The organism is Pseudomonas sp. S2_C11, assembly GCF_054668395.1.
The window spans coordinates 325136-347621 of record NZ_CP162765.1; the positions used below are offsets into that span (position 1 = coordinate 325136).

Genomic DNA, 22486 nt, shown 5'->3' on the forward strand with positions numbered 1-22486 from the left:
ATCGTCGGCGAAGTTTTGCGCAGCCGACAACTGCGCCATACTGCGCGCTGATTTTTCGGAGTGGGCAGGCATGCGCAACAGCGGGATCAGGATTTTCGGATGGATTGCAGCACTGCTGCTGACAGCTCCGGCGTTCGCGGCATCGGCGCCGCCACTCTCCGAGGTGAAGGTGATCAAAGTACAGTCACCGTCCTGCGGCCTGGAAGATATTGCCGATAACCAGCCGCAAACCCAATGCAATCACAGCGGGCCGAATATCAAAGTCTTCGTGCTGGAAGTCGGCTATGGCCAGAACCAGCCACACGTGACTCTGGATGGCTTCGAGGTCAACGGCACCCGAGGCCCGGTGTGCGCCTTCGATAATGGCAATCTCACCGAGTGCACGCCCGGTAGCAAAACCGTCGGTTCTCTTTATACCTTCGATCTGGCCGGCAAACAGGAAGGCAGCTTCAACTTCAGCAACACCTCGATCAACGCCCCGCGCAACACGCTTTCGACCCAGCTTTACATCAAGTAACGGCTGTCTGCGAACAGGGTGGGACAAAGCTGACTACGCTTGACTGACTATCCAGCGGAAAGCGCCCATGACTTCCAGAGCCCTGATTGCCCTCGCCGAGGGCATCGACGATTTGCAAAGCGTGACCCTGATCGACGTGCTGCGCCGCGCCGGCATCGAAGTGGTCGCCGCCAGCATCGAAGGCCGACGCATGCTGACCTGTGCGCGCGGCACCCGGCTGACTGCCGACGGCATGCTGGTCGATGTACTGGCACAGACTTTTGACCTCATTGTCCTGCCGGGCGGTGCCGTCGGTTCCCGGCATCTGGCGGCGCATCAACCCTTGCAGCAATTGCTCAAGGACCAAGCCAGCGCCGGCCGCCTGTTCGCCGCCATCGGCGAAGCTCCAGCTGTCGCCCTGCAAGCATCAGGCGTGCTGCGCCAGCGACGCATGACCTGCCTGCCCGGCGCCAGCCATCAACTATCAGGCTGTACGTTTGTTGATCAAGCGGTGGTGGTCGACGGCAACTGCATCACGGCCCAAGGCTCGGGACCGGCGCTGGAGTTTGCCTTGACCCTGGTCGAGCAACTTGGTGGCAAGGCGTTGCGGGCGAGGGTAGCGGGGGAGTTGATGGCCTGACGGTTCAGCCGTGGGCTGCGAGGGGTTCTATCATTGGTTGCTCACGGTGCTCCGCTTGCCAAAGATCGTAGTCGGTTTGGACGCCTAGCCAAACGCGCGCCTTGCCGATCCCTGCACGCTCAAGTCGTACTGCCAGATCCGGGCTGATCGGCGCGTGTCCGTGCAGTACGCGCGAAAGATGCGGGCGTGCAAAGCCAAGGTGCCGGGCCAATTCGCTCACGCTGATACCAAGCTCGGGCAAGACATCCAGCAGCAGGGTTTCACCGGGGTGTGGCGGGTTGTGCATGGGCATGAGCCTGCCTCCTGTCAGTGGTAGTCCAGATAATCGACCAATTCGATATCCGAACCGACAAAACGAAAGATCACTCGCCAGTTGCCTGAAACGCTGAGCGACCAATATTCGCTCAGCTCACCTTTCAACGGATGCAGGCGCCAGCCGGGCAAGTCCAGGTCTGCGGGAAGCGTCGCTCGATCCATGAACTGCAACATGCGCGAAAGCCGTTTTGCATGGTCGGCACGAATTCCACGAGTCGTACCTGTTTCATAGAAGCCACGAAGGCCTTTGTGCTGAAAGGATTTGATCATGGCGGCGAGTGTAAGGCGATACATTACACCTGGTGCGGTAACTATGTACCGCACGTTGTCGCTTAATAAGTGCTAAGCAGGTGAGTTTTTTCCAAAAAACTCAGACCTTCTCTTCCACCGGCACATGCATCCGATCCCGATTCGCCAACGTCGGAAACAGTTTGATCCACGTCCCCGTCACCACCAGCGTGCCGATCCCGCCCATGACCACCGCCGGCACGGTGCCGAACCAGTGGGCGGTGAGGCCGGATTCGAATTCGCCCAACTGGTTCGATGCGCCGATGAACAGCCCGTTCACCGCGCTGACCCGGCCGCGCATTTCGTCGGGGGTTTCCAGTTGCACGAACGAGGCACGGATGACCATGCTGATCATGTCCGCTGCGCCGAGCACCACCAGCACCGCCAGGGAGAACCAGAACGAGGTCGACAAACCAAACGCGATAGTGGCGACGCCGAAGATGCCGACGGCGGTGAACATCACCCGGCCGACATTGCGTTCCACGGCAAATCGCGCCAGAAACAGCGACATCAGCAACGCACCCACCGCCGGCGCCGAGCGCAACAGGCCAAGGCCCCACGGGCCGGTCAGCAGAATGTCCTTGGCGAACACCGGCAGCAGCGCTGTGGCGCCACCGAGCAACACGGCGAACAGGTCCAGCGAGATCGCTCCGAGGATGTCCGGGCGGCTGCGGATGAAGCGAATCCCTGCCAACAGCGAGTCCAGCGTGGCTTTGCCTTTATTCAATGGCGTCTGGCGTGCCGGTAGGTTGAGCATCAGCGTGCAGGCGATCACGTACAGCAGCACGGTCGGGCCGTAGACCCAGACGCTGCCGAACGCATAGAGCAAACCGCCAAGAGCCGGAGCGACGATAGTGGCCGACTGCTGCGCCGATTGCGCGGCGGCAACCGCACGGGGGAAAAGCGCACTGGGGACGATGCTCGGCAGCAAGGCCTGAGTCGTCGGCATCTCGAACGAACGGGCGGCGCCGAGCAGAAAGGCGAGGATGAAAATCATCTCGCGGGTGACGTGATCGGTGGCGCTGCCGATGGCCAGCGCCAAGGCAATCAATGCCTGCAATGACTGGCAGAGTGCGGCGACCTTGCGCCGATCATAGCGATCGGCAACGTGCCCGGTGTGCAGCATGAACAGCACCCGCGGCGCGAATTCGACCAGCCCGACCAGGCCCAGATCCAGCACGTTGCCGGTCAGTTGATACAGATTCCAGCCGATCGCCACGGTGAGCATCTGGAAACCGCTGGCGGTGAAAATCCGCGCCAGCCAAAAGGCCATGAATGGACGATGGTGACGTAACAGCAGGGGCTCTTGAATGGGCATCTGAAGGCAGGTCTTGGGCGAGTGAACGGCGAGATTATCACCAGTCTGTAACAGGAAGTTGCTAGGAGAAACAATTCAGTTAGCCAGACATCGATCTTTCATGCTGACAATCAACCCTGTGGTGAGGGGATTTATCCCCGTTGGGTCGCGCAGCGGCCCCAAAAGCTGGAAGCGACGACTGCTGCGCAGCCGAACGGGGATAAATCCCCTCGCCACGGGGGAGTGAGGCAACTTGTCACGCGGCAAACCACCACGCAGTTCATTGGTAAAAATGGGACTACTCTTTCAACGTTGCTTGATCCAGATCAAGACCCCGACCGGAACTGATCTGGCGGCCATTTGGCCAGACTCCCTGCGTTGCGATGGTTGCAAGAAAAAGAACGAATCCGAATTCGCCGCACTCCATATCCGTGGGGGCAGTGGTGCAGGCCTCCGGGCCAGCTACCCGTATTACCTGACAGAGGAAGCCATATGTTCGGTTTAGAGGCTCTGGATCTCGCCCGAATTCAGTTCGCGTTCACCATCTCGTTCCACATTCTGTTCCCGGCCATCACCATTGGCCTGGCGAGTTACCTGGCGGTGCTCGAAGGCTTGTGGCTGAAGACCCGCAACGACACCTACCGCGATCTCTACCATTTCTGGTCGAAGATTTTTGCCGTCAACTTCGGCATGGGCGTGGTTTCCGGGCTGGTCATGGCTTATCAGTTCGGCACCAACTGGAGTCGTTTTTCCGACTTCGCCGGTGCCGTCACCGGGCCGTTGCTGACCTATGAAGTGCTCACCGCGTTCTTCCTTGAGGCCGGTTTCCTTGGCGTCATGCTGTTCGGCTGGAACAAGGTCGGGCGCGGCCTGCACTTCTTCTCGACGGTGATGGTAGCGATCGGCACGCTGATTTCGACCTTCTGGATTCTCGCCTCCAACAGCTGGATGCAGACCCCGCAAGGCTTTGAAATCGTCAACGGTCAGGTGATCCCCACCGACTGGCTGGCAATCATCTTCAACCCGTCATTCCCTTACCGGCTGATGCACATGGCCACGGCCGCGTTCGTCGCCACGGCGTTCTTCGTCGGCTCGTCAGCGGCCTGGCACCTGCTGCGCGGCAGAGACAACCCGGCGATCCGCACCATGCTGTCGATGGCCATGTGGATGGCATTGATCGTCGCGCCGATCCAGGCGGTTATCGGCGACTTCCACGGACTCAATACGCTCAAGCATCAGCCGGCAAAAATCGCTGCGATCGAAGGCCACTGGGAAAACCATGGCGACGAAGCGACGCCGCTGATCCTGTTCGGCTGGCCGGACATGAAAGAGGAACGCACCAAGTTCGCCGTAGAGATTCCATACCTCGGCAGCCTGATTCTGACCCACTCGCTGGATAAACAAGTACCGGCGCTGAAGGAATTTCCACCGGAAGACCGGCCGAATTCGACCATCGTGTTCTGGTCGTTCCGGATCATGGTCGGCCTCGGTTTCCTGATGATCTTCACCGGTTTGTGGAGTCTGTGGCTGCGCAAGCGTGACTCGCTGTATACCTCGCGGCCGTTCCTGCATCTGGCGTTGTGGATGGGGCCGTCCGGCCTGATCGCAATTCTTGCCGGTTGGTTCACCACGGAAATCGGCCGTCAACCGTGGGTGGTCTATGGCCTGATGCGCACCGCAGATGCTTCGTCCAACCACAGTTTCATGCAGATGAGCATCACCCTGATCATGTTCGTAGTGGTGTATTTCGCCCTGTTCGGCGCCGGTCTCGGCTACATGATGCGCCTGGTGCGCAAAGGGCCGAAGATCAGCGAAGGCAGCGCAACGCCGGACGGTGGTCCAGGCAAGAAACGCACCCCGGCGCGTCCGTTGTCCGCAGCCGACGATCCGGCCGAGGGCGAGCACGAAGACAACACTCGCTTGACCAAGGAGATTTGACTCATGGGTATCGATCTTCCGCTGATCTGGGCCGTGATCATCATCTTCGGCATCATGATGTACGTGGTCATGGACGGCTTCGACCTGGGCATCGGCATTCTCTTCCCGTTCGTACCCGGCAAGACCGATCGCGACGTGATGATGAACACCGTCGCCCCGGTCTGGGACGGCAACGAAACCTGGCTGGTGCTGGGTGGCGCGGCGTTGTTCGGCGCCTTCCCGCTGGCCTATTCGGTGGTGTTGTCGGCGCTGTACCTGCCGCTGATCTTCATGCTCATGGGCCTGATCTTTCGCGGTGTGGCCTTCGAGTTCCGCTTCAAGGCCAAGGATGAAAAACGTCACCTGTGGGACAAGGCATTCATCGGTGGTTCGATCGCGGCGACGTTCTTTCAGGGCGTGGCGCTGGGAGCGTTCATCGATGGTCTGCCTGTGGTCAATCGCCAGTTCGCTGGAGGTTCACTGGACTGGCTGACACCGTTCACGCTGTTTTGCGGCGCGGCGCTGGTAGTGGCTTATGCCTTGCTCGGCTGCACCTGGCTGATCATGAAAACCGAAGGCAAGCTGCAGGAACAAATGCACGACCTGGCGCGGCCGCTGGCGTTCGTCCTGCTGGCAGTGATCGGTATCGTCAGCCTGTGGACACCCCTGTCGCATCCGGAAATCGCCTCACGCTGGTTCAGCATGCCGAATCTGTTCTGGTTCATGCCGGTGCCGATTCTGGTGCTGGTCACCTTGTACGGCCTGATCCGCGCGGTGGCACGTAACGCCAACTACACGCCGTTCCTGCTGACCCTGGTGCTGATCTTCCTCGGCTACAGCGGCTTGGGCATCAGCCTGTGGCCGAACATCGTGCCGCCGTCGATCTCGATCTGGGACGCCGCCGCGCCGCCGCAAAGTCAGGGCTTCATGCTGGTCGGCACGCTGTTCATCATTCCGTTCATCCTGGGTTATACCTTCTGGAGCTACTACGTGTTCCGCGGCAAGGTCACCCACGAAGATGGTTATCACTAATCCAATTGCTGGGCTTGCCCTGTGGGAGCGAGCCTGCTCGCGAAGGCGTCCGCAGTGACGCCTTGGCTTAACGGAGATCGATGCAATGACCGGCAAACATTCCCTGCACGACATTGAAGAAGCCGAAAAAAAGCCGCTGTGGCAGCGGCTCGGCTGGTTGGCCCTGATCTGGGTTGGCAGTGTCGGCGTGTTGTTCATCGCCGCCAGCCTGATGCGCATGTTCATGAATGCCGCGGGTTTGACCACCCACTGAAATATCCCGTCCCGGCGCCTTCGGGTATGGACTCGCAACCCTCCTCACGGAGGGTTTTTTTATGCCGCAGATTTATTTGCGCGCTTTGAGGATGACGAATTTCGGCGTGGCCGCCACTTGCTCGACGCCACGAAACAAGCGCGCCAGTTTGCTGTGATAGCCCAGATGCCGATTGCCGACAATGTACAGCGCACCGCCGACCACCAGCGCCTCGCGCGCCTGCTGGAACATGCGCCAGGCGAGGAAATCGCCGACCACCTGTTGCTGATGGAACGGTGGGTTGCACAGCACCACGTCCAGCGACTGCGGCGCCTGCCCGGCCAGACCATCGCCAGCGCGCACGATCACTTCGCGAGCGCCCAATGCCGCGCGCCAGTTCTCGGCAGCCGATTGCACCGCCATGAACGATTCGTCGACCAGCGTGTAATGCGCATCCGGGTTCTGCAAGGCGCTGGCGATTGCCAGAACACCGTTGCCGCAACCGAGATCGGCGACTCGCGCGTGGCCAAGGTTCTTCGGCAGATGCGGCAAAAACGCGCGAGTGCCGATGTCGAGGCCTTCACGGCAGAACACATTGGCGTGGTTGAGCAGTTCGATTGCCGGTTCGTCGAGGCGATAGCGAGTCGGATAGGGCGATGTGGCGGGCGCTTTGGTTTCAGGCGTGGCGATCAGCAGTCGGGCTTTCTTCACGGCCAGCGACGCCTGCACCGGGCCAATGTAGCGCTCGAGCAGATCGCCGGCAGCGCGCGGCAGATGCTTGACCATGGCGGCGGCGATCACTTGCGCGCCCGGAGCGAGTTGCCCTTGCAGGCGGATCAACTGCTCTTCCAATAGCGCCAGCGTCTTGGGAACGCGGATCAGCACCCGGTCAAACGGCCCGACCAAAGGCTCACTGGCCGGAATCGGACGGATCGCATCGAACGCCTGGCCATTGCGCAGCAGATTCTTTTCCAGCCCGACGAAACCGAGGAACGAGTCGCCGCTGCTGCTCACCTCGACCTTGCCCAGCAGGCTGATCGCCAAGGCGCCAAAGCTGTCATTGAGCACCAGCACGCGGGTGCTGCTCTGAGGTTGTCCGCTGGCGAGATGATTGAGCAGGTATTCGTCCGCCGCATCGAAGGCTTGCAGCGGTTCATTCTGCTGTTCAGGCTGGCGGATCAGGTCGAGCTGGGCGAAAGGCGTTTCGAGCAAGGGCATGGGGCGGGGACTCAGGATATTCGGCAGATATCCCGTTGCCGGCAGATGGTGCGACGGGATCCGACCGAGTGGACTGCGATGCAAGCAGGTTGCGTCATCACTCGGAAAGGCCTGAATGGTACGTTTTTTTGCGCGTAAATACTCGCAGGATTACCGTGCGATATCGCTCGTCAGTCAGATAATCCCGGCACGAGCGGCGGCAATCACCGCGGAAATCTTGTTGCAGACGTTGAATTTTTCGATGACGTTTTGCACATGATAGTTAACGGTGCGTTCGCTCAGGCTGAGGATTCTCGAAATATCGTGAGCGGTTTTGCCCATGGCGGACAATTTCATGATCTCCAGCTCCCGGGACGATAGCCTCGGCTTGCTGGGTTTGGCCGGTGTGGGCACGGTGCGGGCATACAGGTCACTGAAGTGTCGGTTGGCAAAAAACAGATAACCGTAATGCTCATACAGTTCGAGCGGGCTGATCGGGCAGTGGGTTCGAGCCAGACTGATGATGCTGCACAAACCGCTGGTTTCGTCATGAAAGGCCTGCGACCAGCCATGCTGCAGCCCATTCTGTTTCAACGCCTGCCACAACTCGGGTGCATCGTTGAAGACTCTTTCTTCCCAGACAATGGGTAATATTGAGTGATTGCAATGCGCTATTACCGGATCAATATTGCGGAAGTTCTCTTTGTTGTACTGAATGTTCCATTCTTTAGGGTAGTTATTGATCTGCAAGGCATTCAGGTGGACATCACGATGAGGGGACGTCACTGCTATTGCACAGTAGTTAAAGCCCAGATTCTCGGCAAATCTCAGCAGTATCGGGTATGCCGCTTCAATGCCTTTGGCAAATGTCAGTTGTTTCAATTGTGATTCCTTCCACGTTTCCATGAACTTTGCCTCTGTATCTTGATATCGGGGTGCGGAATGGATCCAAAAGATCCGGCACGAATCGAAGTGTAGGATCTTTCCTGCGAAACGCCTTACATTTTTTCGAGATTGAAACTTTGATGTTTTTTATAAAGTGTTCTTAGCAATACGCGCTGTTATATTTTAACTGTCATCTTAAAGTTATTACTCTAGATCTAACATTGACATCACATCAAATGTGCAGCGCTGATTCTGTCAATATCATTACCAATGGAAGGTGTTTGGCAGCGCGGTTTTGCGGGACACTGTGGGCAATCGTTTCAAGGAGTGCCTCATGACTGCCAGTGCCGAGAAGTACACCACCCAGACCTTGCTCGATGTGCAACCGTTGACGGCGAACCTGTTCACGCTGCGCACCAGCCGCGACCCAGGCTTTCGCTTTCGTGCCGGCCAGTTCGCCCGACTGGGCGTCACCAAGGCCGATGGGAGCACGGTCTGGCGCGCCTATTCGATGGTGTCGTCGCCGTTCGACGAGTATCTCGAGTTCTTTTCCATCGTCGTGCCGGGCGGCGAATTTACCAGTGAGCTGAGCCGGCTTCAGGTCGGCGACAGCTTGATGGTAGAACGCCAGGCGTTCGGCTACCTGACGCTGGATCGCTTTGTCGATGGCCGAGACCTGTGGTTACTGTCCACCGGCACCGGGCTGGCACCGTTTCTGTCGATCCTGCAGGACTTCGAGGTCTGGGAGAAATTCGAGCGGATCATTCTGGTTTACAGCGTGCGGGAGGCGCGGGAACTGGCTTATCAGGAGTTGATCGCCGGGTTGGCGCAACGGGACTATCTGAGCGAATACGCCCACAAGCTGCAATTCATCCCCACTGTGACCCGCGAAGCGCATCCAGGCGCGCTGCGGGGCCGGATTACTACGCTGATTGAAAACGGCGAGCTGGAACGTGCGGCGGGCGTTGAGCTCTCGCCAGAGCATTCGCGTGTGATGTTGTGCGGCAACCCGCAGATGATCGACGACACCCGCGCCTTGCTGAAACAGCGCGACATGCGCCTGAGCCTGACGCGCAAGCCGGGGCAGGTTGCGGTGGAAAATTACTGGTAACGAAAACGGCACCCGCGGGTGCCGTTTTGATGACTACCGAATGCCTCAGGGCCGCTCGTTCTGCGCCTTGAGCAGGTCGCGAATTTCGCCCAGCAGTTGCTCTTCCTTGCTCGGGATCGGCGGCGCGGTCGGTGCTACGGCTTCTTCGCGCTTGAGGCGGTTGATGGCTTTGACACCCATGAAAATCGCGAAAGCGACAATCACGAAATCCAGCACCGTCTGCAGGAATTTGCCGTAAGCCAGCACCACTGCGGGCGCATCGCCCTGGGCTGCTTTGAGCGTGACAGCCAGATCACTGAAGTCCACTCCACCGATCAACAGGCCAATCGGCGGCATGATCACGTCGCCGACAAACGACGAAACGATTTTGCCAAACGCCGCGCCGATGATGATACCGACGGCCATGTCGACCACATTGCCTTTGACCGCGAAGGCCTTGAACTCGCTAAGCACGCCCATAGTTATTTCCTTGTTACAGATGAGTTTGGTGTTGGCAGTGTAAATCAGCGAAACGCCTCCTGCGCGAAACACCTTCTTACAATGCCCGTTTTTATCGACACATCGATTGACGATTAGTTTGCAAATTGCCAGCAATCGCGCGCGGAATACGCGCTAACCCGCTGACGGGAAAGCCAATTTCTTCAATCATGGTGTTACGTTCTTTCTATTTATGTTCTGCGGCACAGGCCTCTAGCCTTGGTGTGGCGCACCTGGATGCGCCCAATAAAACCAGAGGAACCTGATATGACATCCACTCCTGGACTGGGGGCTTTTCCCTTCCGCCGCACCTTCGGCGTACTGACTGCCGGGCTGCTGACCTTCTCGGTCAACGCCGCTCCGCTGACCCGCGATAACGGCGCGGCAGTCGGTGACAATCAGAACTCGCAAACTGCCGGCGCCAACGGCCCGGTGCTGCTGCAGGATGTGCAACTGATCCAGAAGCTGCAGCGCTTCGATCGTGAACGCATCCCCGAGCGCGTCGTACACGCACGCGGCACCGGCGCTCACGGCACCTTCACCGTGACCGATGACCTCAGCGACCTGAGCAAGGCCAAGGTGTTCGCCGCAGGCCAGAGCACGCCGGTATTCGTGCGTTTCTCGGCGGTGGTGCATGGCAACCATTCCCCGGAAACCCTGCGCGACCCGCGGGGTTTCGCCACCAAGTTCTACACTGCTGACGGCAATTGGGATCTGGTCGGCAACAATTTCCCGACCTTCTTCATCCGCGATGCGATCAAATTCCCGGACATGGTGCACGCCTTCAAGCCCGATCCGCGCACCAACCTCGATGACGATTCGCGCCGGTTCGATTTCTTCTCCCATGTACCGGAAGCCACCCGCACGCTGACCGAGTTGTATTCCAACTACGGCACTCCGGCCAGTTATCGGGAGATGGATGGCAATGGTGTTCATGCCTATAAGCTGATCAATGCGAAGAATGAAGTTCACTATGTGAAGTTTCACTGGAAGAGTCTTCAAGGCATCAAGAATCTCACGCCAAAACAAGTCAGCGAAGTTCAGGGTCAGGATTACAGTCATATGACCAACGACTTGGTCAGTAATATCAACAAGGGCAACTTTCCGAAGTGGGACTTGTACGTGCAAGTTCTCAAGCCACAGGATTTGTCCAAGTTTGATTTCGATCCATTGGATGCAACCAAGATCTGGCCGGGTATTGCCGAGCGCAAAGTTGGACAAATGGTCCTGAACCGTAATCCGGCCAATGTCTTCCAGGAAACCGAACAAGTTGCCATGGCTCCAGCCAACGTAGTTCCGGGTATCGAACCTTCGGAAGATCGTTTGTTGCAGGGTCGAGTGTTCTCCTATGCCGATACGCAGATGTATCGCCTTGGCGCCAACGCTTTGCAATTGCCGGTCAATGCACCGAAAACCGCAGTGAACAATGGCAATCAGGATGGTGCGATGAATTTCGGCGCCAGCCAGTCCGGTGTCAACTACCAGCCAAGCCGCCTGCAACCGCGTGAAGAAACATCATCGGCGCGTTACAGCCAGTCGGCGCTGTCGGGCAGCACGCAGCAGGCGAAGATCCAGCGTGAGCAGAACTTCAAGCAGGCCGGTGATCTGTATCGCTCGTACAGCAAGCAGGAACGCCGCGACCTGATCGACAGCTTCGGCGGCTCGCTGGCCACCACTGATGACGAGAGCAAGCACATCATCCTGTCGTTCCTGTACAAGGCCGACCCTGAGTACGGCAGCGGTGTGACCGAAGTGGCCAAGGGCGACCTCAGCCGTGTGAAAGCACTGGCGGCGAAACTGACCGACTGATAGCCATGCGGCGCACGCGAGGGCCAGTGCGGCCTCGCGTGCGTTCAAGGAGAGAGCCCGATGCGTATTTTTCTTTTGTGCCTGGCCGGGTGCCTGTCGCTTACTGCGTGGGCAACCCCGGTCGAGCAGAGCCCCGAAGCGATCAAGGCGCAGTTGCAGGATTACTACTTCGACGCCGCCCGCCGGGGTGATGTGCCGATGCTCGAGACCTTTATCGAGTCCGGCTATTCCCTCGATACCCGCGATAGCAAGGGGTACACCGCGCTGATTCTGGCGGCCTATCACGGTCAGGCGCCGGCGGTTGAGCGCCTGCTCGCCGCTGGCGCAGATGCCTGTGCCCAGGACCAACGCGGTAACACGGCGCTGATGGGTGCGATTTTCAAAGGCGAATTACAGATCGCCCGGCGCCTGATGGCCACCGATTGCAGCCCCGACCAGCGTAACGGCGCCGGGCAGACAGCGGCGATGTACGCCGGGCTGTTCAAGCGTCTGGAATTGCTTGATGCGTTGAAAGCCAAGGGCGCTGACCTCAATGCCGAGGATCCGCTGGGCAACAGCGCCGCGCGTCTGGCCAGCGGCGAAATCCGTACCGCTGCGCCGCGCTGATCATCGATGGCTGCGTTATCATCGCGTCTTTTGTTCCGGGGGTTCTGATGGCCAAGGCCAAGCGCATGTACGGCTGCACCGAGTGCGGCGCAACCTTTCCCAAGTGGGCCGGGCAGTGCGGCGAGTGCGGTGCCTGGAACACTCTGACTGAAACCATGATCGAAAGCGGCGGCGCCACGGCACCCACCGGGCGCACCGGTTGGGCTGGCCAGCAGGCGCAGATCAAGACGCTCGCCGAAGTCAGCATCGAAGAGATTCCACGTTTTTCCACCGCGTCCGGTGAGCTCGACCGCGTGCTCGGCGGCGGGCTGGTCGATGGCTCGGTGGTGCTGATTGGCGGTGATCCGGGGATCGGCAAGTCGACAATCCTGCTCCAGACCCTGTGCAATCTGGCCAAGAGCATGCCAGCGCTGTACGTCACCGGTGAGGAATCCCAGCAGCAAGTGGCGATGCGCGCTCGCCGTCTCGGCCTGCCGCAGGATCAACTGCGGGTGATGACCGAAACCTGCATCGAAACCATCATTGCCACCGCCCGCCAGGAAAAGCCCAAGGTGATGGTGATCGACTCGATCCAGACCATTTTCACCGAACAACTGCAATCGGCCCCGGGCGGCGTGTCGCAGGTGCGTGAAAGTGCGGCGTTGCTGGTGCGCTACGCCAAACAGAGCGGCACGGCGATCTTCCTCGTCGGCCACGTCACTAAAGAAGGTGCGCTGGCCGGTCCACGTGTTCTGGAACACATGGTCGACACGGTGCTGTATTTCGAAGGTGAATCCGATGGTCGACTGCGTCTGCTGCGGGCGGTGAAGAACCGTTTCGGCGCGGTCAACGAATTGGGCGTGTTCGGCATGACCGACAAGGGCCTGAAAGAAGTCTCCAACCCATCGGCGATTTTTCTTACCCGCGCTCAGGAAGAAGTCCCGGGCAGTGTGGTCATGGCGACGTGGGAAGGCACCCGACCGATGCTGGTCGAAGTGCAGGCGCTGGTCGATGACAGCCATCTGGCCAACCCGCGTCGGGTGACGCTGGGGCTGGATCAGAACCGATTGGCGATGTTGCTCGCGGTGCTGCACCGCCACGGCGGGATTCCGACCCACGATCAGGACGTGTTCCTCAACGTGGTAGGCGGCGTGAAGGTGCTGGAGACGGCGTCGGATCTGGCGTTGATGGCGGCGGTGATGTCGAGTTTGCGCAATCGGCCGTTACCGCATGATCTGCTGGTGTTCGGCGAAGTCGGCCTGTCTGGCGAAGTGCGCCCGGTGCCGAGCGGGCAGGAGCGGCTGAAAGAAGCGGCCAAGCACGGCTTCAAACGCGCCATCGTGCCGAAGGGTAATGCTCCGAAGGAATCGCCGGCGGGGTTGCAGATCATTGCCGTGACCCGCCTTGAACAAGCACTTGACGCACTGTTTGAGTGAACGCCGAACCTCTGTGGTGAGGGGATTTATCCCCGTTGGGGCGCGTAGCGGCCCTGAAAAAAACGGGTCTGCTGCGCAGCCCAACGGGGATAAATCCCCTCGCCACATAAATCCCCTCGCCACATAAGTCCCTTCACCACATAGATCCCCCTCACCACAGGGCATTCCAATTCGGGGTTGGGGGTGGCGCTAGATTTCGATCAGCGCACCCAGTTCGCGCTCCAGCTCGGCCTCATCCGCCAGATTCAGTTCGATCAACCGGCGCAGGCGCTGGATCGATTCCAGGCTGATGTGCCGGCAGATGAACCCCAAGTGGCCGTTTTCCTCGTGGGCCAGATGCACGTCCATTTCGATATCGACGTCTTCGCTCAGATGAATGTCGACTAGGAAGTCCTGCTCTTTATCCCCAAGCCACGGCTCCGGTCGCTCGATCAGCAGGCCCTTGAGCGACAGGTCGATCAACTTGACCGGCCAGATGTACTCGCCCTGTTTCAGCTCGGTTCGGGCATCGAACGCAATACGTTTGAAACGACGTCGATTGGCGGGGTGCTCGCTCATGGCGCAATCCTCATGAAGGTTCGCTGACTATAGACCGCGAATGCGGGCGCCAGCCAATCGCTCAAGCGTCTAGACCTATGTCGGGGTATGGCCTTTGGCGCCGTAAGCGCTAAACTCGGGGTGGCTGTCTTTCTTGTCCACCCTGGCTGGAATAATAAAATGAAAAATAATAATAGCCTGCTGCGCCACTTACCCTGGCTCGTGCTGGCAATCGTAGGAGCGTGCGCCCTGGGCGTAGTGGCATTGCGCCGCGGCGAGGCGATCAACGCCTTGTGGATTGTGGTCGCTGCCGTGGCCATTTATCTGGTTGCGTACCGTTACTACAGTCTGTTCATCGCCAACAACGTGATGCAACTGGATCCGCGTCGGGCCACCCCCGCCGTGCTCAACAACGATGGTCTGGACTACGTGCCGACCAACAAACACATTCTTTTCGGTCACCACTTCGCGGCCATCGCTGGCGCGGGGCCGCTGGTCGGTCCGGTGCTGGCGGCGCAGATGGGGTATCTGCCCGGCACACTCTGGCTGATTGCCGGTGTGGTGCTGGCGGGCGCGGTGCAGGACTTCATGGTCCTGTTCATGTCGACCCGACGCAACGGCCGTTCCCTGGGCGACATGGTGCGTGAAGAGATGGGCCGGATTCCCGGGACCATCGCACTGTTCGGCTGCTTCCTGATCATGATCATCATCCTCGCGGTGCTGGCGCTGATCGTGGTCAAGGCCCTCGCCGAGAGCCCGTGGGGCATCTTCACCGTGATGGCGACCATCCCGATCGCGATGTTCATGGGCATCTACATGCGCTACATCCGCCCGGGCCGCATCGGCGAGATCTCCGTGGTCGGTGTGTTGCTGCTGCTCGGCTCGATCTGGCTGGGCGGGCAGATTGCTGCCGATCCGGTATGGGCCAAAGCCTTCACCTTCACCGGTGTGCAGATTACCTGGATGCTGGTCGGTTACGGTTTTGTCGCCGCGTCGCTGCCGGTCTGGCTGATTCTGGCGCCGCGTGACTATCTGTCGACCTTCCTCAAGATCGGCACCATCGTCGCCCTGGCGATCGGTATTCTGGTGACCATGCCCGAGCTGAAAATGCCGGCACTGACCCAGTTCGTCGACGGCACCGGCCCGGTGTGGAAGGGCGGTCTGTTCCCGTTCCTGTTCATCACCATCGCTTGCGGCGCGGTTTCCGGTTTCCACGCGCTGATCTCGTCGGGCACCACGCCGAAGCTTTTGGATAACGAAACCAACGCCCGCTACATCGGTTACGGCGGCATGCTGATGGAATCGTTCGTGGCGATCATGGCCATGGTTGCCGCTTCGGTGATCGAGCCGGGCGTGTACTTCGCCATGAACAGCCCGGCCGCCGTGGTCGGCAGTGATGCCGCGTCAGTGGCGCAAATGGTCACCAGCTGGGGCTTCGCGATCACGCCGGAAGCGCTGCAAGCCGTGGCCCACGACATCGGTGAAACCACCATTCTGGCCCGTGCTGGCGGTGCGCCGACCCTGGCGGTCGGTATCGCGCAGATCCTGCACAGTGTCCTGCCGGGTGAAAACACCATGGCGTTCTGGTACCACTTCGCGATCCTGTTCGAAGCGCTGTTCATCCTCACCGCTGTGGACGCCGGTACCCGTGCCGGGCGTTTCATGCTGCAGGATCTGCTCGGCTCCTTCGTACCGGCGCTGAAACGCACCGAATCGTGGACCGCCAACCTGATCGCCACCGCCGGTTGTGTGGCGATGTGGGGCTGGTTGCTGTATCAGGGCGTGATCGATCCACTGGGCGGCATCAACACCCTGTGGCCATTGTTCGGCATCTCCAACCAGATGCTCGCCGGTATCGCGCTGATGCTCGGCACCGTGGTCCTGATCAAGATGAAGCGCCAGCGCTACATCTGGGTCACCCTGTTGCCGGCCACCTGGCTGTTGATCTGCACCACCACTGCTGGCTTCATCAAGCTGTTCGACGCCAACCCGGCGATCGGCTTCCTGTCCCTGGCCAAGAAGTACAGCGATGCGCTGGCCAACGGTCAGGTGCTGGCGCCGGCGAAAAGCGTCGAGCAGATGCAGCACGTGATCTTCAACGCCTACACCAACGCCACACTCACCGCGCTGTTCCTGTTCGTGGTCTTCAGCATCCTGTTCTATGCGCTCAAGGTCGGCATCGCCGCCTGGGGCAAGAAAGAACGTACGGATAAAGAATCGCCATTCCAGGCCCTGCCGGATGCGTAACCAGAGGATTGCAGCATGTTCAATGACCTGAGTCGCCTCGGTAAATACCTCGGTCAGGCCGCGCGCCTGATGGTCGGCATGCCCGACTACGACACCTACGTCGAGCATATGCAAACCAAACACCCGGACAAACCGGTGATGAGCTACGAGATGTTCTTTCGCGAACGTCAGGAAGCCCGTTACGGTGGCAAGGGTGGGCCGAAGTGCTGTTGAGCTGACAGCCTTCGGTTGAGGTAATCCCCTGTGGGAGCGAGCCTGCTCGCGAATACGGAGTGTCAGTTGATGAAGGATTTGACTGACACACCGCTTTCGCGAGCAGGCTCGCTCCCACATTTGTTTTTGTGTTCTTTTCAGGAGATCGGGTTTTGTCTTCTCCCATTCCGGTAACGGTCCTCAGCGGTTTCCTCGGCGCCGGCAAGACCACTTTGCTGCGTCATTTATTGAAAGCCGAGCACGGCCTGAAAATCGCCGTGATCGAAAACGAATTCAGCGACGCCGGCATCGACACTCAGTTGCTGGGTGACGAGCCGGTGCAGGTCATGACCCTGGCCAACGGCTGCGTCTGCTGCACCATTCACACCGATCTGACCAAGGCGCTGTACTTGCTGCTCGAGCGCCTGGACAGCGGCGAGATCGCCTTCGATCGTCTGGTGATCGAGTGCACCGGTCTCGCCGATCCGGCACCGGTGGCGCAGACCTTTTTCATCGACGAAGAGCTGCGCGAGCGTTACCTGCTCGACGGCATCATCACCCTGGTCGACGCCGCTCACGCCGACGTGCACCTGACCCAGACCATCGCCCAGGCGCAGATCGGTTTCGCCGATCGTCTGCTGGTAAGCAAGACCGATCTGGTCGATGAGGCGACGTTCACCGCGCTGAGCGAGCGCCTTACGCGAATCAACCGCCGCGCGCCGATCCGCGTGGTCGAGCATGGCAACATCGATCTGGCTGAACTGCTGGATGTGCGCGGCTTCAACCTCAATGCTGACCTGGGCGGCGGTTTGAGCTTGCGTCCGGTGAGCAAGGCGCCGTCGATCGATCGCATCTCCAGCCTGGTGCTGCGCACCGATCAGGCGCTGGATATCGATCAGCTCAGCGAGTTCATGAACGAGTTGCTGGAAGAGCACGGCAAGCAATTGCTGCGCTACAAAGGCGTGTTGAATATTGCCGGGGAAGATCGGCGCCTGGTTTTTCAGGGTGTGCTGAAACTCTATGGTTTCGACTGGGACACCGAATGGGCCGAGGGCGAGACGCGCGAGAGTGTGATCGTGTTTATCGCCGATGACTTGCCGGAAGAGAAGATTCGGGCGGGGTTTGCCAGGGTTGCAGCGCAACAAGCCTGATAATTTCAATAGCTCAACGGGCCTCTTCGCGAGCAGGCTCGCTCCCACAGTAGAACGCATTCTGTCAGAAGGAATGCAATCCACTGTGGGAGCGAGCCTGCTCGCGAAGGCGGTCTAACCGACAGCACAATGCTCAAGATCTGAACCCAGCAGTGTCTGCTCAAGATGATCCAGATGCCGATTCATCAGCCCCTCTGCCTTGGCAGCATCACCTCGCTCCACAACCTCAACCAACGCCAAATGCTCCTGCCATGCGCAACAGCTTCGCGTCGAATCCTGACTCCGCGCAATCGCCAACGAGGTCAACGGCACCAGACTGCGCAGAAAATGCGCCAGCGGCACATTCCCCGCCATCCGTGCCAATTGCAAATGAAACTCCCCCGATAACCGAATCGCCGCCCCCCGACGATCCTGCTCGACGGCGCGCTTCTCGCGCTCTATCAACGTGCGCAAGCATTTCAAATCGTCTGGCTGCGGACGCTGACAGGCCAACCGCACCAAGGTGTTCTCAGCCAGCCGTCGCGCATGCAAGGTCTGCCGGATCAGCTCCCGATCAGGCGCAGCCACTCGTGGTCGATGATTGGCGCGCAATACCACGATCTGCTCATGGGACAACTGCGTCAGCACCCGCCGCACATCGGCGCGGCTGGCGCTGAACATCGCCTGCAGACTGTCCTCGGTGAACCGGCTGTCTTCATCGATACGCTGCTCGAGAATCGCGTCGAACAGTCGCGGATACAACTCCTCCACCGGCATGCGCAGGCGAGAGACGGGCAGGGCGGTCGAATCGGCATGCGAGGCTGAAGCAAAACTGTTCATGGCCGTTCTCCTGGCAAATCAGGTGGGCAGGTTGTCGTCCGGAATATTCAGCTCAACGCCCATGCGCTGGCCTTCGCGCAGAATGTGCCGACGCATTTCGGCGCTGGCCTGAGCGCTGTTCTTGCTGCGGATCGCGCGGACTACGGCTTCGTTTTCTTCCAGGCGTTCGGCCAGATGTTCCGGTGAATTGCGCAACACTTCGGCACTTTGCTTGAGCGCGTTGCTGGTCTGCTGCACCACGCTCTGGAAAATCGGGTTCGAGGTCAGCGTGAACAGTTCTTCGTGGAAAGCGATGTAGGCGCTGACCCCGGCTTCACTGTCACCGGCCTCGAGGGCTTCGCGCATGTCCATCAGGGTCAGGCGCAATTGGCCGACTTCCTTGCTGCTGATCGATTGCGCGACCAGCCCGACGATGAACGGCTCAAGGGTGTAGCGCAGTTGCAGCACGTCTTCGAGACTGGCGCCGGCAACTGCGCTGTCGTGGCTCTGGCTGTCGCTGAGTTGTGCGTCGAGCACGACCACGCCTTTGCCCGGCATCGAGCGCACCAGGCCGAGTGTTTCCAGCACGATCACCGCTTCGCGCAGGCTCGGCCGGCTGATGCCCAGTTGTTCGGCAAGTTCTCGCTGGCCCGGCAGCATGTCGCCGGAGCGCCACTGGCCTCGGGCCAACGCGGCGCGGAGTTTTTCCACCACTGAATTGACGACGGTTGAAGTTGTAATCACGTATTGGCTCCCTGCGCCGTGCCTGCGCATTGGCAGGCACGGCACTCATTCAGAATTCTTTGGCCGCCGCCGGAGCGACGGTTTTTCGCGGTTGAAAGTTATAGCCCTGCTCGCCGTTGAGCACCTTGTTCGCGCGCTGCACGTCGATGTCCTTTTCCCAGCGGGCGATGGCCACGGTGGCGACGCAGTTGCCGATCAGATTGGTCAGCGCGCGGCCGATGCCCATGAACCAGTCCACGGCCAACACCAGCACCAGGCCGACCACGGGAATCGCCGGAATCGCCGTCAGCGTTGCCGCGAGAATCACCAGCGCCGAACCGGGAATGCCGTGGGCGCCTTTGGAGGTGATCAGCGAAACCAGCAGAATCGTCAGCAAATCGGTCATCGCCAATGGCGTGCCGGTGGCGTTGGCGATGAACACGATGGCCAGGGTCAGGTAGATCGAGAAACCGTCGAGGTTGAACGAGTACCCGGTCGGGATCACCAGACCGACCGTCGAGCTGCCGATACCGAGGTGTTCGAGCTTGCGCATGATCTGCGGCAGTACGGCGTCGGAAGAGGCAGTGCCCATGACGATCAGCAGTTCTTCCCGCAGGTACTTGAGCAGCGGCCACATGCGCAGGCCGGAGACGCGCATCACCAGACCGAGGATCAGCGCGACGAAGGCGACGCAGGTCAGGTAGAACAGACCGACCAGACTGCCCAGGTGCTGCAACGAATCGAGGCCGTATTTGCTGGTGGTGAAGGCGATGGCGCCGAACACGCCGATCGGCGCCAGACGCACGATCATGCCCATGATGCGGAAGATCACGTGGCTGAGTTCGTTGATCAGCCGCGAGATTCCCGAAGCGGCTTCGCCAACCAGATTCAGCGCACTGCCGAACAGCACCGAGAACAGCAGCACCTGCAGAATATTGTTGTCAGCGAAGGCACCGATCACCGAGGTCGGGATCAGGTCCATCAGAAATTGCGTGGTGGTGTGCATGTGCTGGCTGCGCTCGGCGAGGTCGCCCATGTCGGCGCTGGAGAGCTGCTCCAGATGAATGTTCGCGCCGCTGCCAATGCCGGTGCTGAAGGCGAACACCAGACCGATCACCAAGGCGATGGTGGTCAGCACTTCGAAGTAGATCACCGACTTCAGGCCGATGCGCCCGACCTTCTTCAGATCGCCCGCGCCGCTGATGCCGCTGACCACCACGCAGAATACGATCAGGCCGATGAGCATCTTGATCAATTTGATGAAGCCATCGCCGAGCGGTTTGAGCTGGGCGGAGTATTCAGGAAGGGTCAGCCCGCAGACGATGCCGAGCATCAGTCCGAGAACCACTTGAAGGAAGATTGAACGCGAGCACCATCTGAGCATGGGAGGAATCCTGGGTCGGTGTCCTGGCTGCCGCACGCGTTGCGCATCGGATGCAGGACTTAATTATTGTGGTCTTACCGGTATGTCCAGTGCAGGCGCAGTCTAGGCTTGGTTTTTTCCTGATTACAAGGGGAAAACATGAAATTGGCATGACCGGTCTGACCAGCGGCCAAAGCCGCGTAGGAGCTGCCGAAGGCTGCGATCTTTTGATCTTGTTTTTAAAATCCAGATCAAAAGATCGCAGCCTTCGGCAGTTCCTACAGGTGAATTGCAGGCGAAAAAAAACCGGCCAATCACTTGGCCGGTTTTTTCATGCTGCTGGTTTAACGTCGCGATTAAGCGCCGTACACCGGCAGTTTCTTGCAGATGGCTTTGACTTTCTCGCGAACGGCGTCGATCACCGCTTCGTTGTTCAGGTCAGCCAGGATGTCGCAGATCCAGCCGGCCAGCTCTTTGCACTCAGCCTCTTTGAAACCGCGAGTGGTCACAGCCGGAGTACCGAAGCGCAGGCCGGAAGTCACGAACGGCGAGCGTGGATCGTTCGGCACGGAGTTCTTGTTCACGGTGATGAACGCTTTGCCCAGAGCGGCGTCGGCGTCTTTGCCGGAGATGTCCTGCTTGATCAGCGACAGCAGGAACAGGTGGTTTTCAGTACCGCCCGATACCACGTCGAAACCGCGCGCGATGAACACTTCGGCCATGGCCTTGGCGTTCTTCACCACTTGTTGCTGGTAAGCCTTGAACTCAGGCTGCAGCGCTTCCTTGAAGCAGATCGCCTTGGCCGCGATCACGTGCTCCAGCGGGCCACCCTGGGCGCCCGGGAATACTGCGGAGTTGAGCTTCTTCTCGATCTCGGCGTTGGCACGGGCCAGGATCAGACCGCCACGTGGACCGCGCAGGGTCTTGTGCGTGGTGGTGGTCACGACGTCGGCGAACGGTACCGGGTTCGGGTAGACACCAGCGGCAACCAGACCGGCGACGTGAGCCATGTCGACGAACAGGTAGGCGCCAACCTTGTCAGCGATCTCGCGGAAGCGCGGGAAGTCGAGGATCTGCGAGTAGGCCGAGAAACCGGCAACGATCATTTTCGGCTTGTGCTCGACCGCCAGACGCTCGACTTCGTCGTAGTCGATCAGGCCGTTGGCATCGATACCGTATTGAACGGCGTTGTACAGCTTGCCCGAGGAGGAAACGCTGGCGCCGTGGGTCAGGTGACCGCCATGGGCCAGGCTCATGCCCAGAATGGTGTCGCCACCTTGCAGCAGAGCCAGGTAAACAGCGGCGTTGGCTTGGGAACCGGCGTGCGGCTGAACGTTGGCGTAATCGGCGCCGAACAGTTCCTTGGCACGGTCGATGGCCAGTTGCTCAACCACGTCAACATATTCGCAACCACCGTAGTAACGCTTGCCCGGATAGCCTTCGGCGTACTTGTTGGTCAGGACCGAGCCTTGAGCTTCCATCACCGCTGGGCTGGTGTAGTTTTCCGAAGCGATCAGCTCAATGTGTTCTTCCTGACGCTGAGCTTCTTGCTCCATGGCGGCAAAAAGGTCGGCGTCGTACTTGGCAATAGTCAAATCACGGCTGAACATGGCGGTCCTCAAGGATCGGGGGCAGAAAAGGGGGGCATTCTAACCCAACCGCTTTTGGATGACATATGAAACGACGTCATGTCGCAGACAAGTGGCGTTCATGACAGATGTGCGGTGCTTTTGCCGGCCCCTTCGCGAGCAGGCTCGC

The 22486-nt window shown here is 59.6% G+C and carries 23 protein-coding genes; 12 read left to right on the forward strand and 11 right to left on the reverse strand.

All coding sequences use genetic code 11. The annotated features are described in order from the left end of the window. Positions 1-70 precede the first annotated feature (70 nt). Positions 71-517 carry a DUF4879 domain-containing protein gene (locus tag AB4N48_RS01550; protein WP_323621423.1) on the forward strand — a complete coding sequence of 149 codons (447 nt, stop codon included), beginning with the start codon at positions 71-73 and terminating at the stop codon, positions 515-517. 67 nt (positions 518-584) lie between these two features. Then, entirely contained in the window at positions 585-1136 is a 552-nt protein-coding gene (locus AB4N48_RS01555; RefSeq protein WP_056790548.1) for a DJ-1 family glyoxalase III, read from the forward strand. A 4-nt stretch (positions 1137-1140) separates the two neighbouring features. On the opposite strand, the gene AB4N48_RS01560 is transcribed toward AB4N48_RS01555, so the two are convergent. From AB4N48_RS01560 to AB4N48_RS01570, 3 genes are all read right to left on the reverse strand, one after another. Beyond that, complete coding sequence (locus tag AB4N48_RS01560; RefSeq protein WP_016773085.1) at positions 1141-1428, reverse strand: HigA family addiction module antitoxin; 288 nt, start codon at positions 1426-1428, stop codon at positions 1141-1143. Between the two features lie 14 nt (positions 1429-1442). After that, a complete protein-coding gene (locus AB4N48_RS01565; RefSeq protein WP_041477766.1) occupies positions 1443-1721 on the reverse strand; it encodes a type II toxin-antitoxin system RelE/ParE family toxin in 279 nt (92 codons plus the stop codon). A gap of 100 nt (positions 1722-1821) precedes the next feature. Beyond that, a complete protein-coding gene (locus AB4N48_RS01570; protein ID WP_400501154.1) occupies positions 1822-3057 on the reverse strand; it encodes an MFS transporter in 1236 nt (411 codons plus the stop codon). A gap of 471 nt (positions 3058-3528) precedes the next feature. Here AB4N48_RS01570 and AB4N48_RS01575 point away from each other — a divergent pair, with 471 nt between their 5' ends. The 3 genes from AB4N48_RS01575 to AB4N48_RS01585 all read left to right on the forward strand — a co-directional run bounded on the left by AB4N48_RS01575 (position 3529) and on the right by AB4N48_RS01585 (position 6238). After that, positions 3529-4974, forward strand: coding sequence for a cytochrome ubiquinol oxidase subunit I (locus tag AB4N48_RS01575; protein WP_041477768.1), 1446 nt, complete (start codon positions 3529-3531; stop codon positions 4972-4974). Between the two features lie 3 nt (positions 4975-4977). Then, on the forward strand, positions 4978-5985 hold the full coding sequence (cydB, locus tag AB4N48_RS01580; protein WP_016773089.1) for a cytochrome d ubiquinol oxidase subunit II: 1008 nt from the start codon (positions 4978-4980) through the stop codon (positions 5983-5985). 85 nt (positions 5986-6070) lie between these two features. Continuing rightward, positions 6071-6238: a DUF2474 domain-containing protein gene (locus AB4N48_RS01585; protein ID WP_016773090.1), complete on the forward strand. Its 168-nt coding sequence runs from the start codon at positions 6071-6073 to the stop codon at positions 6236-6238. A 72-nt stretch (positions 6239-6310) separates the two neighbouring features. Here AB4N48_RS01585 and AB4N48_RS01590 read toward each other — a convergent pair whose 3' ends face one another. Together AB4N48_RS01590 and AB4N48_RS01595 are read right to left on the reverse strand one after the other, a co-directional pair. After that, positions 6311-7435, reverse strand: a complete 1125-nt coding sequence (locus tag AB4N48_RS01590) for a methyltransferase (RefSeq protein ID WP_460094695.1) — start codon at positions 7433-7435, stop codon at positions 6311-6313. A gap of 174 nt (positions 7436-7609) precedes the next feature. Further along, a complete protein-coding gene (locus tag AB4N48_RS01595) occupies positions 7610-8320 on the reverse strand; it encodes an autoinducer binding domain-containing protein (RefSeq protein WP_041477771.1) in 711 nt (236 codons plus the stop codon). A 313-nt stretch (positions 8321-8633) separates the two neighbouring features. On the opposite strand from AB4N48_RS01595, the gene AB4N48_RS01600 reads away from it, so the two are divergent. Next, positions 8634-9410 carry a ferredoxin--NADP reductase gene (locus tag AB4N48_RS01600; RefSeq protein ID WP_460094697.1) on the forward strand — a complete coding sequence of 259 codons (777 nt, stop codon included), beginning with the start codon at positions 8634-8636 and terminating at the stop codon, positions 9408-9410. A 45-nt stretch (positions 9411-9455) separates the two neighbouring features. Here the strand turns inward: AB4N48_RS01600 and mscL are convergent, their stop codons facing one another. Then, a complete protein-coding gene (gene mscL / locus AB4N48_RS01605) occupies positions 9456-9869 on the reverse strand; it encodes a large-conductance mechanosensitive channel protein MscL (protein WP_024014404.1) in 414 nt (137 codons plus the stop codon). Positions 9870-10154: 285 nt separating this feature from the next. Between mscL and katB the strand changes: the two genes are divergently transcribed. Genes katB through radA form a run of 3 tightly spaced genes read left to right on the forward strand, consistent with a single transcriptional unit; the run spans position 10155 to position 13717 of the window. After that, positions 10155-11696, forward strand: a complete 1542-nt coding sequence (katB, locus tag AB4N48_RS01610; RefSeq protein WP_460094698.1) for a catalase KatB — start codon at positions 10155-10157, stop codon at positions 11694-11696. A gap of 60 nt (positions 11697-11756) precedes the next feature. Then, the gene (locus tag AB4N48_RS01615; protein ID WP_150742268.1) at positions 11757-12302 is read left to right on the forward strand and encodes an ankyrin repeat domain-containing protein; all 546 of its coding nucleotides are present in this window, start codon (positions 11757-11759) and stop codon (positions 12300-12302) included. Positions 12303-12349: 47 nt separating this feature from the next. Then, complete coding sequence (radA, locus tag AB4N48_RS01620) at positions 12350-13717, forward strand: DNA repair protein RadA (protein ID WP_095181861.1); 1368 nt, start codon at positions 12350-12352, stop codon at positions 13715-13717. 189 nt (positions 13718-13906) lie between these two features. Here the strand turns inward: radA and AB4N48_RS01625 are convergent, their stop codons facing one another. Beyond that, positions 13907-14275: a PilZ domain-containing protein gene (locus tag AB4N48_RS01625; RefSeq protein ID WP_041477779.1), complete on the reverse strand. Its 369-nt coding sequence runs from the start codon at positions 14273-14275 to the stop codon at positions 13907-13909. 159 nt (positions 14276-14434) lie between these two features. Between AB4N48_RS01625 and AB4N48_RS01630 the strand changes: the two genes are divergently transcribed. From AB4N48_RS01630 to yjiA, 3 genes are all read left to right on the forward strand, one after another. Further along, on the forward strand, positions 14435-16501 hold the full coding sequence (locus AB4N48_RS01630) for a carbon starvation CstA family protein (protein ID WP_041477781.1): 2067 nt from the start codon (positions 14435-14437) through the stop codon (positions 16499-16501). A 15-nt stretch (positions 16502-16516) separates the two neighbouring features. Then, positions 16517-16714: a YbdD/YjiX family protein gene (locus AB4N48_RS01635; RefSeq protein WP_003228401.1), complete on the forward strand. Its 198-nt coding sequence runs from the start codon at positions 16517-16519 to the stop codon at positions 16712-16714. A 152-nt stretch (positions 16715-16866) separates the two neighbouring features. Continuing rightward, positions 16867-17844, forward strand: coding sequence for a GTPase (gene yjiA / locus AB4N48_RS01640; protein WP_041477783.1), 978 nt, complete (start codon positions 16867-16869; stop codon positions 17842-17844). Positions 17845-17958: 114 nt separating this feature from the next. On the opposite strand, the gene AB4N48_RS01645 is transcribed toward yjiA, so the two are convergent. The 4 genes from AB4N48_RS01645 to glyA form a co-directional block, all read right to left on the reverse strand. Next, positions 17959-18663, reverse strand: a complete 705-nt coding sequence (locus AB4N48_RS01645; protein WP_460094699.1) for a GntR family transcriptional regulator — start codon at positions 18661-18663, stop codon at positions 17959-17961. A gap of 18 nt (positions 18664-18681) precedes the next feature. After that, entirely contained in the window at positions 18682-19386 is a 705-nt protein-coding gene (locus AB4N48_RS01650; RefSeq protein WP_016773102.1) for a FadR/GntR family transcriptional regulator, read from the reverse strand. A 49-nt stretch (positions 19387-19435) separates the two neighbouring features. Then, on the reverse strand, positions 19436-20749 hold the full coding sequence (locus AB4N48_RS01655) for a C4-dicarboxylate transporter DctA (protein ID WP_041477785.1): 1314 nt from the start codon (positions 20747-20749) through the stop codon (positions 19436-19438). A 335-nt stretch (positions 20750-21084) separates the two neighbouring features. Next, on the reverse strand, positions 21085-22338 hold the full coding sequence (glyA, locus tag AB4N48_RS01660; RefSeq protein WP_016773106.1) for a serine hydroxymethyltransferase: 1254 nt from the start codon (positions 22336-22338) through the stop codon (positions 21085-21087). Positions 22339-22486 lie beyond the last annotated feature (148 nt).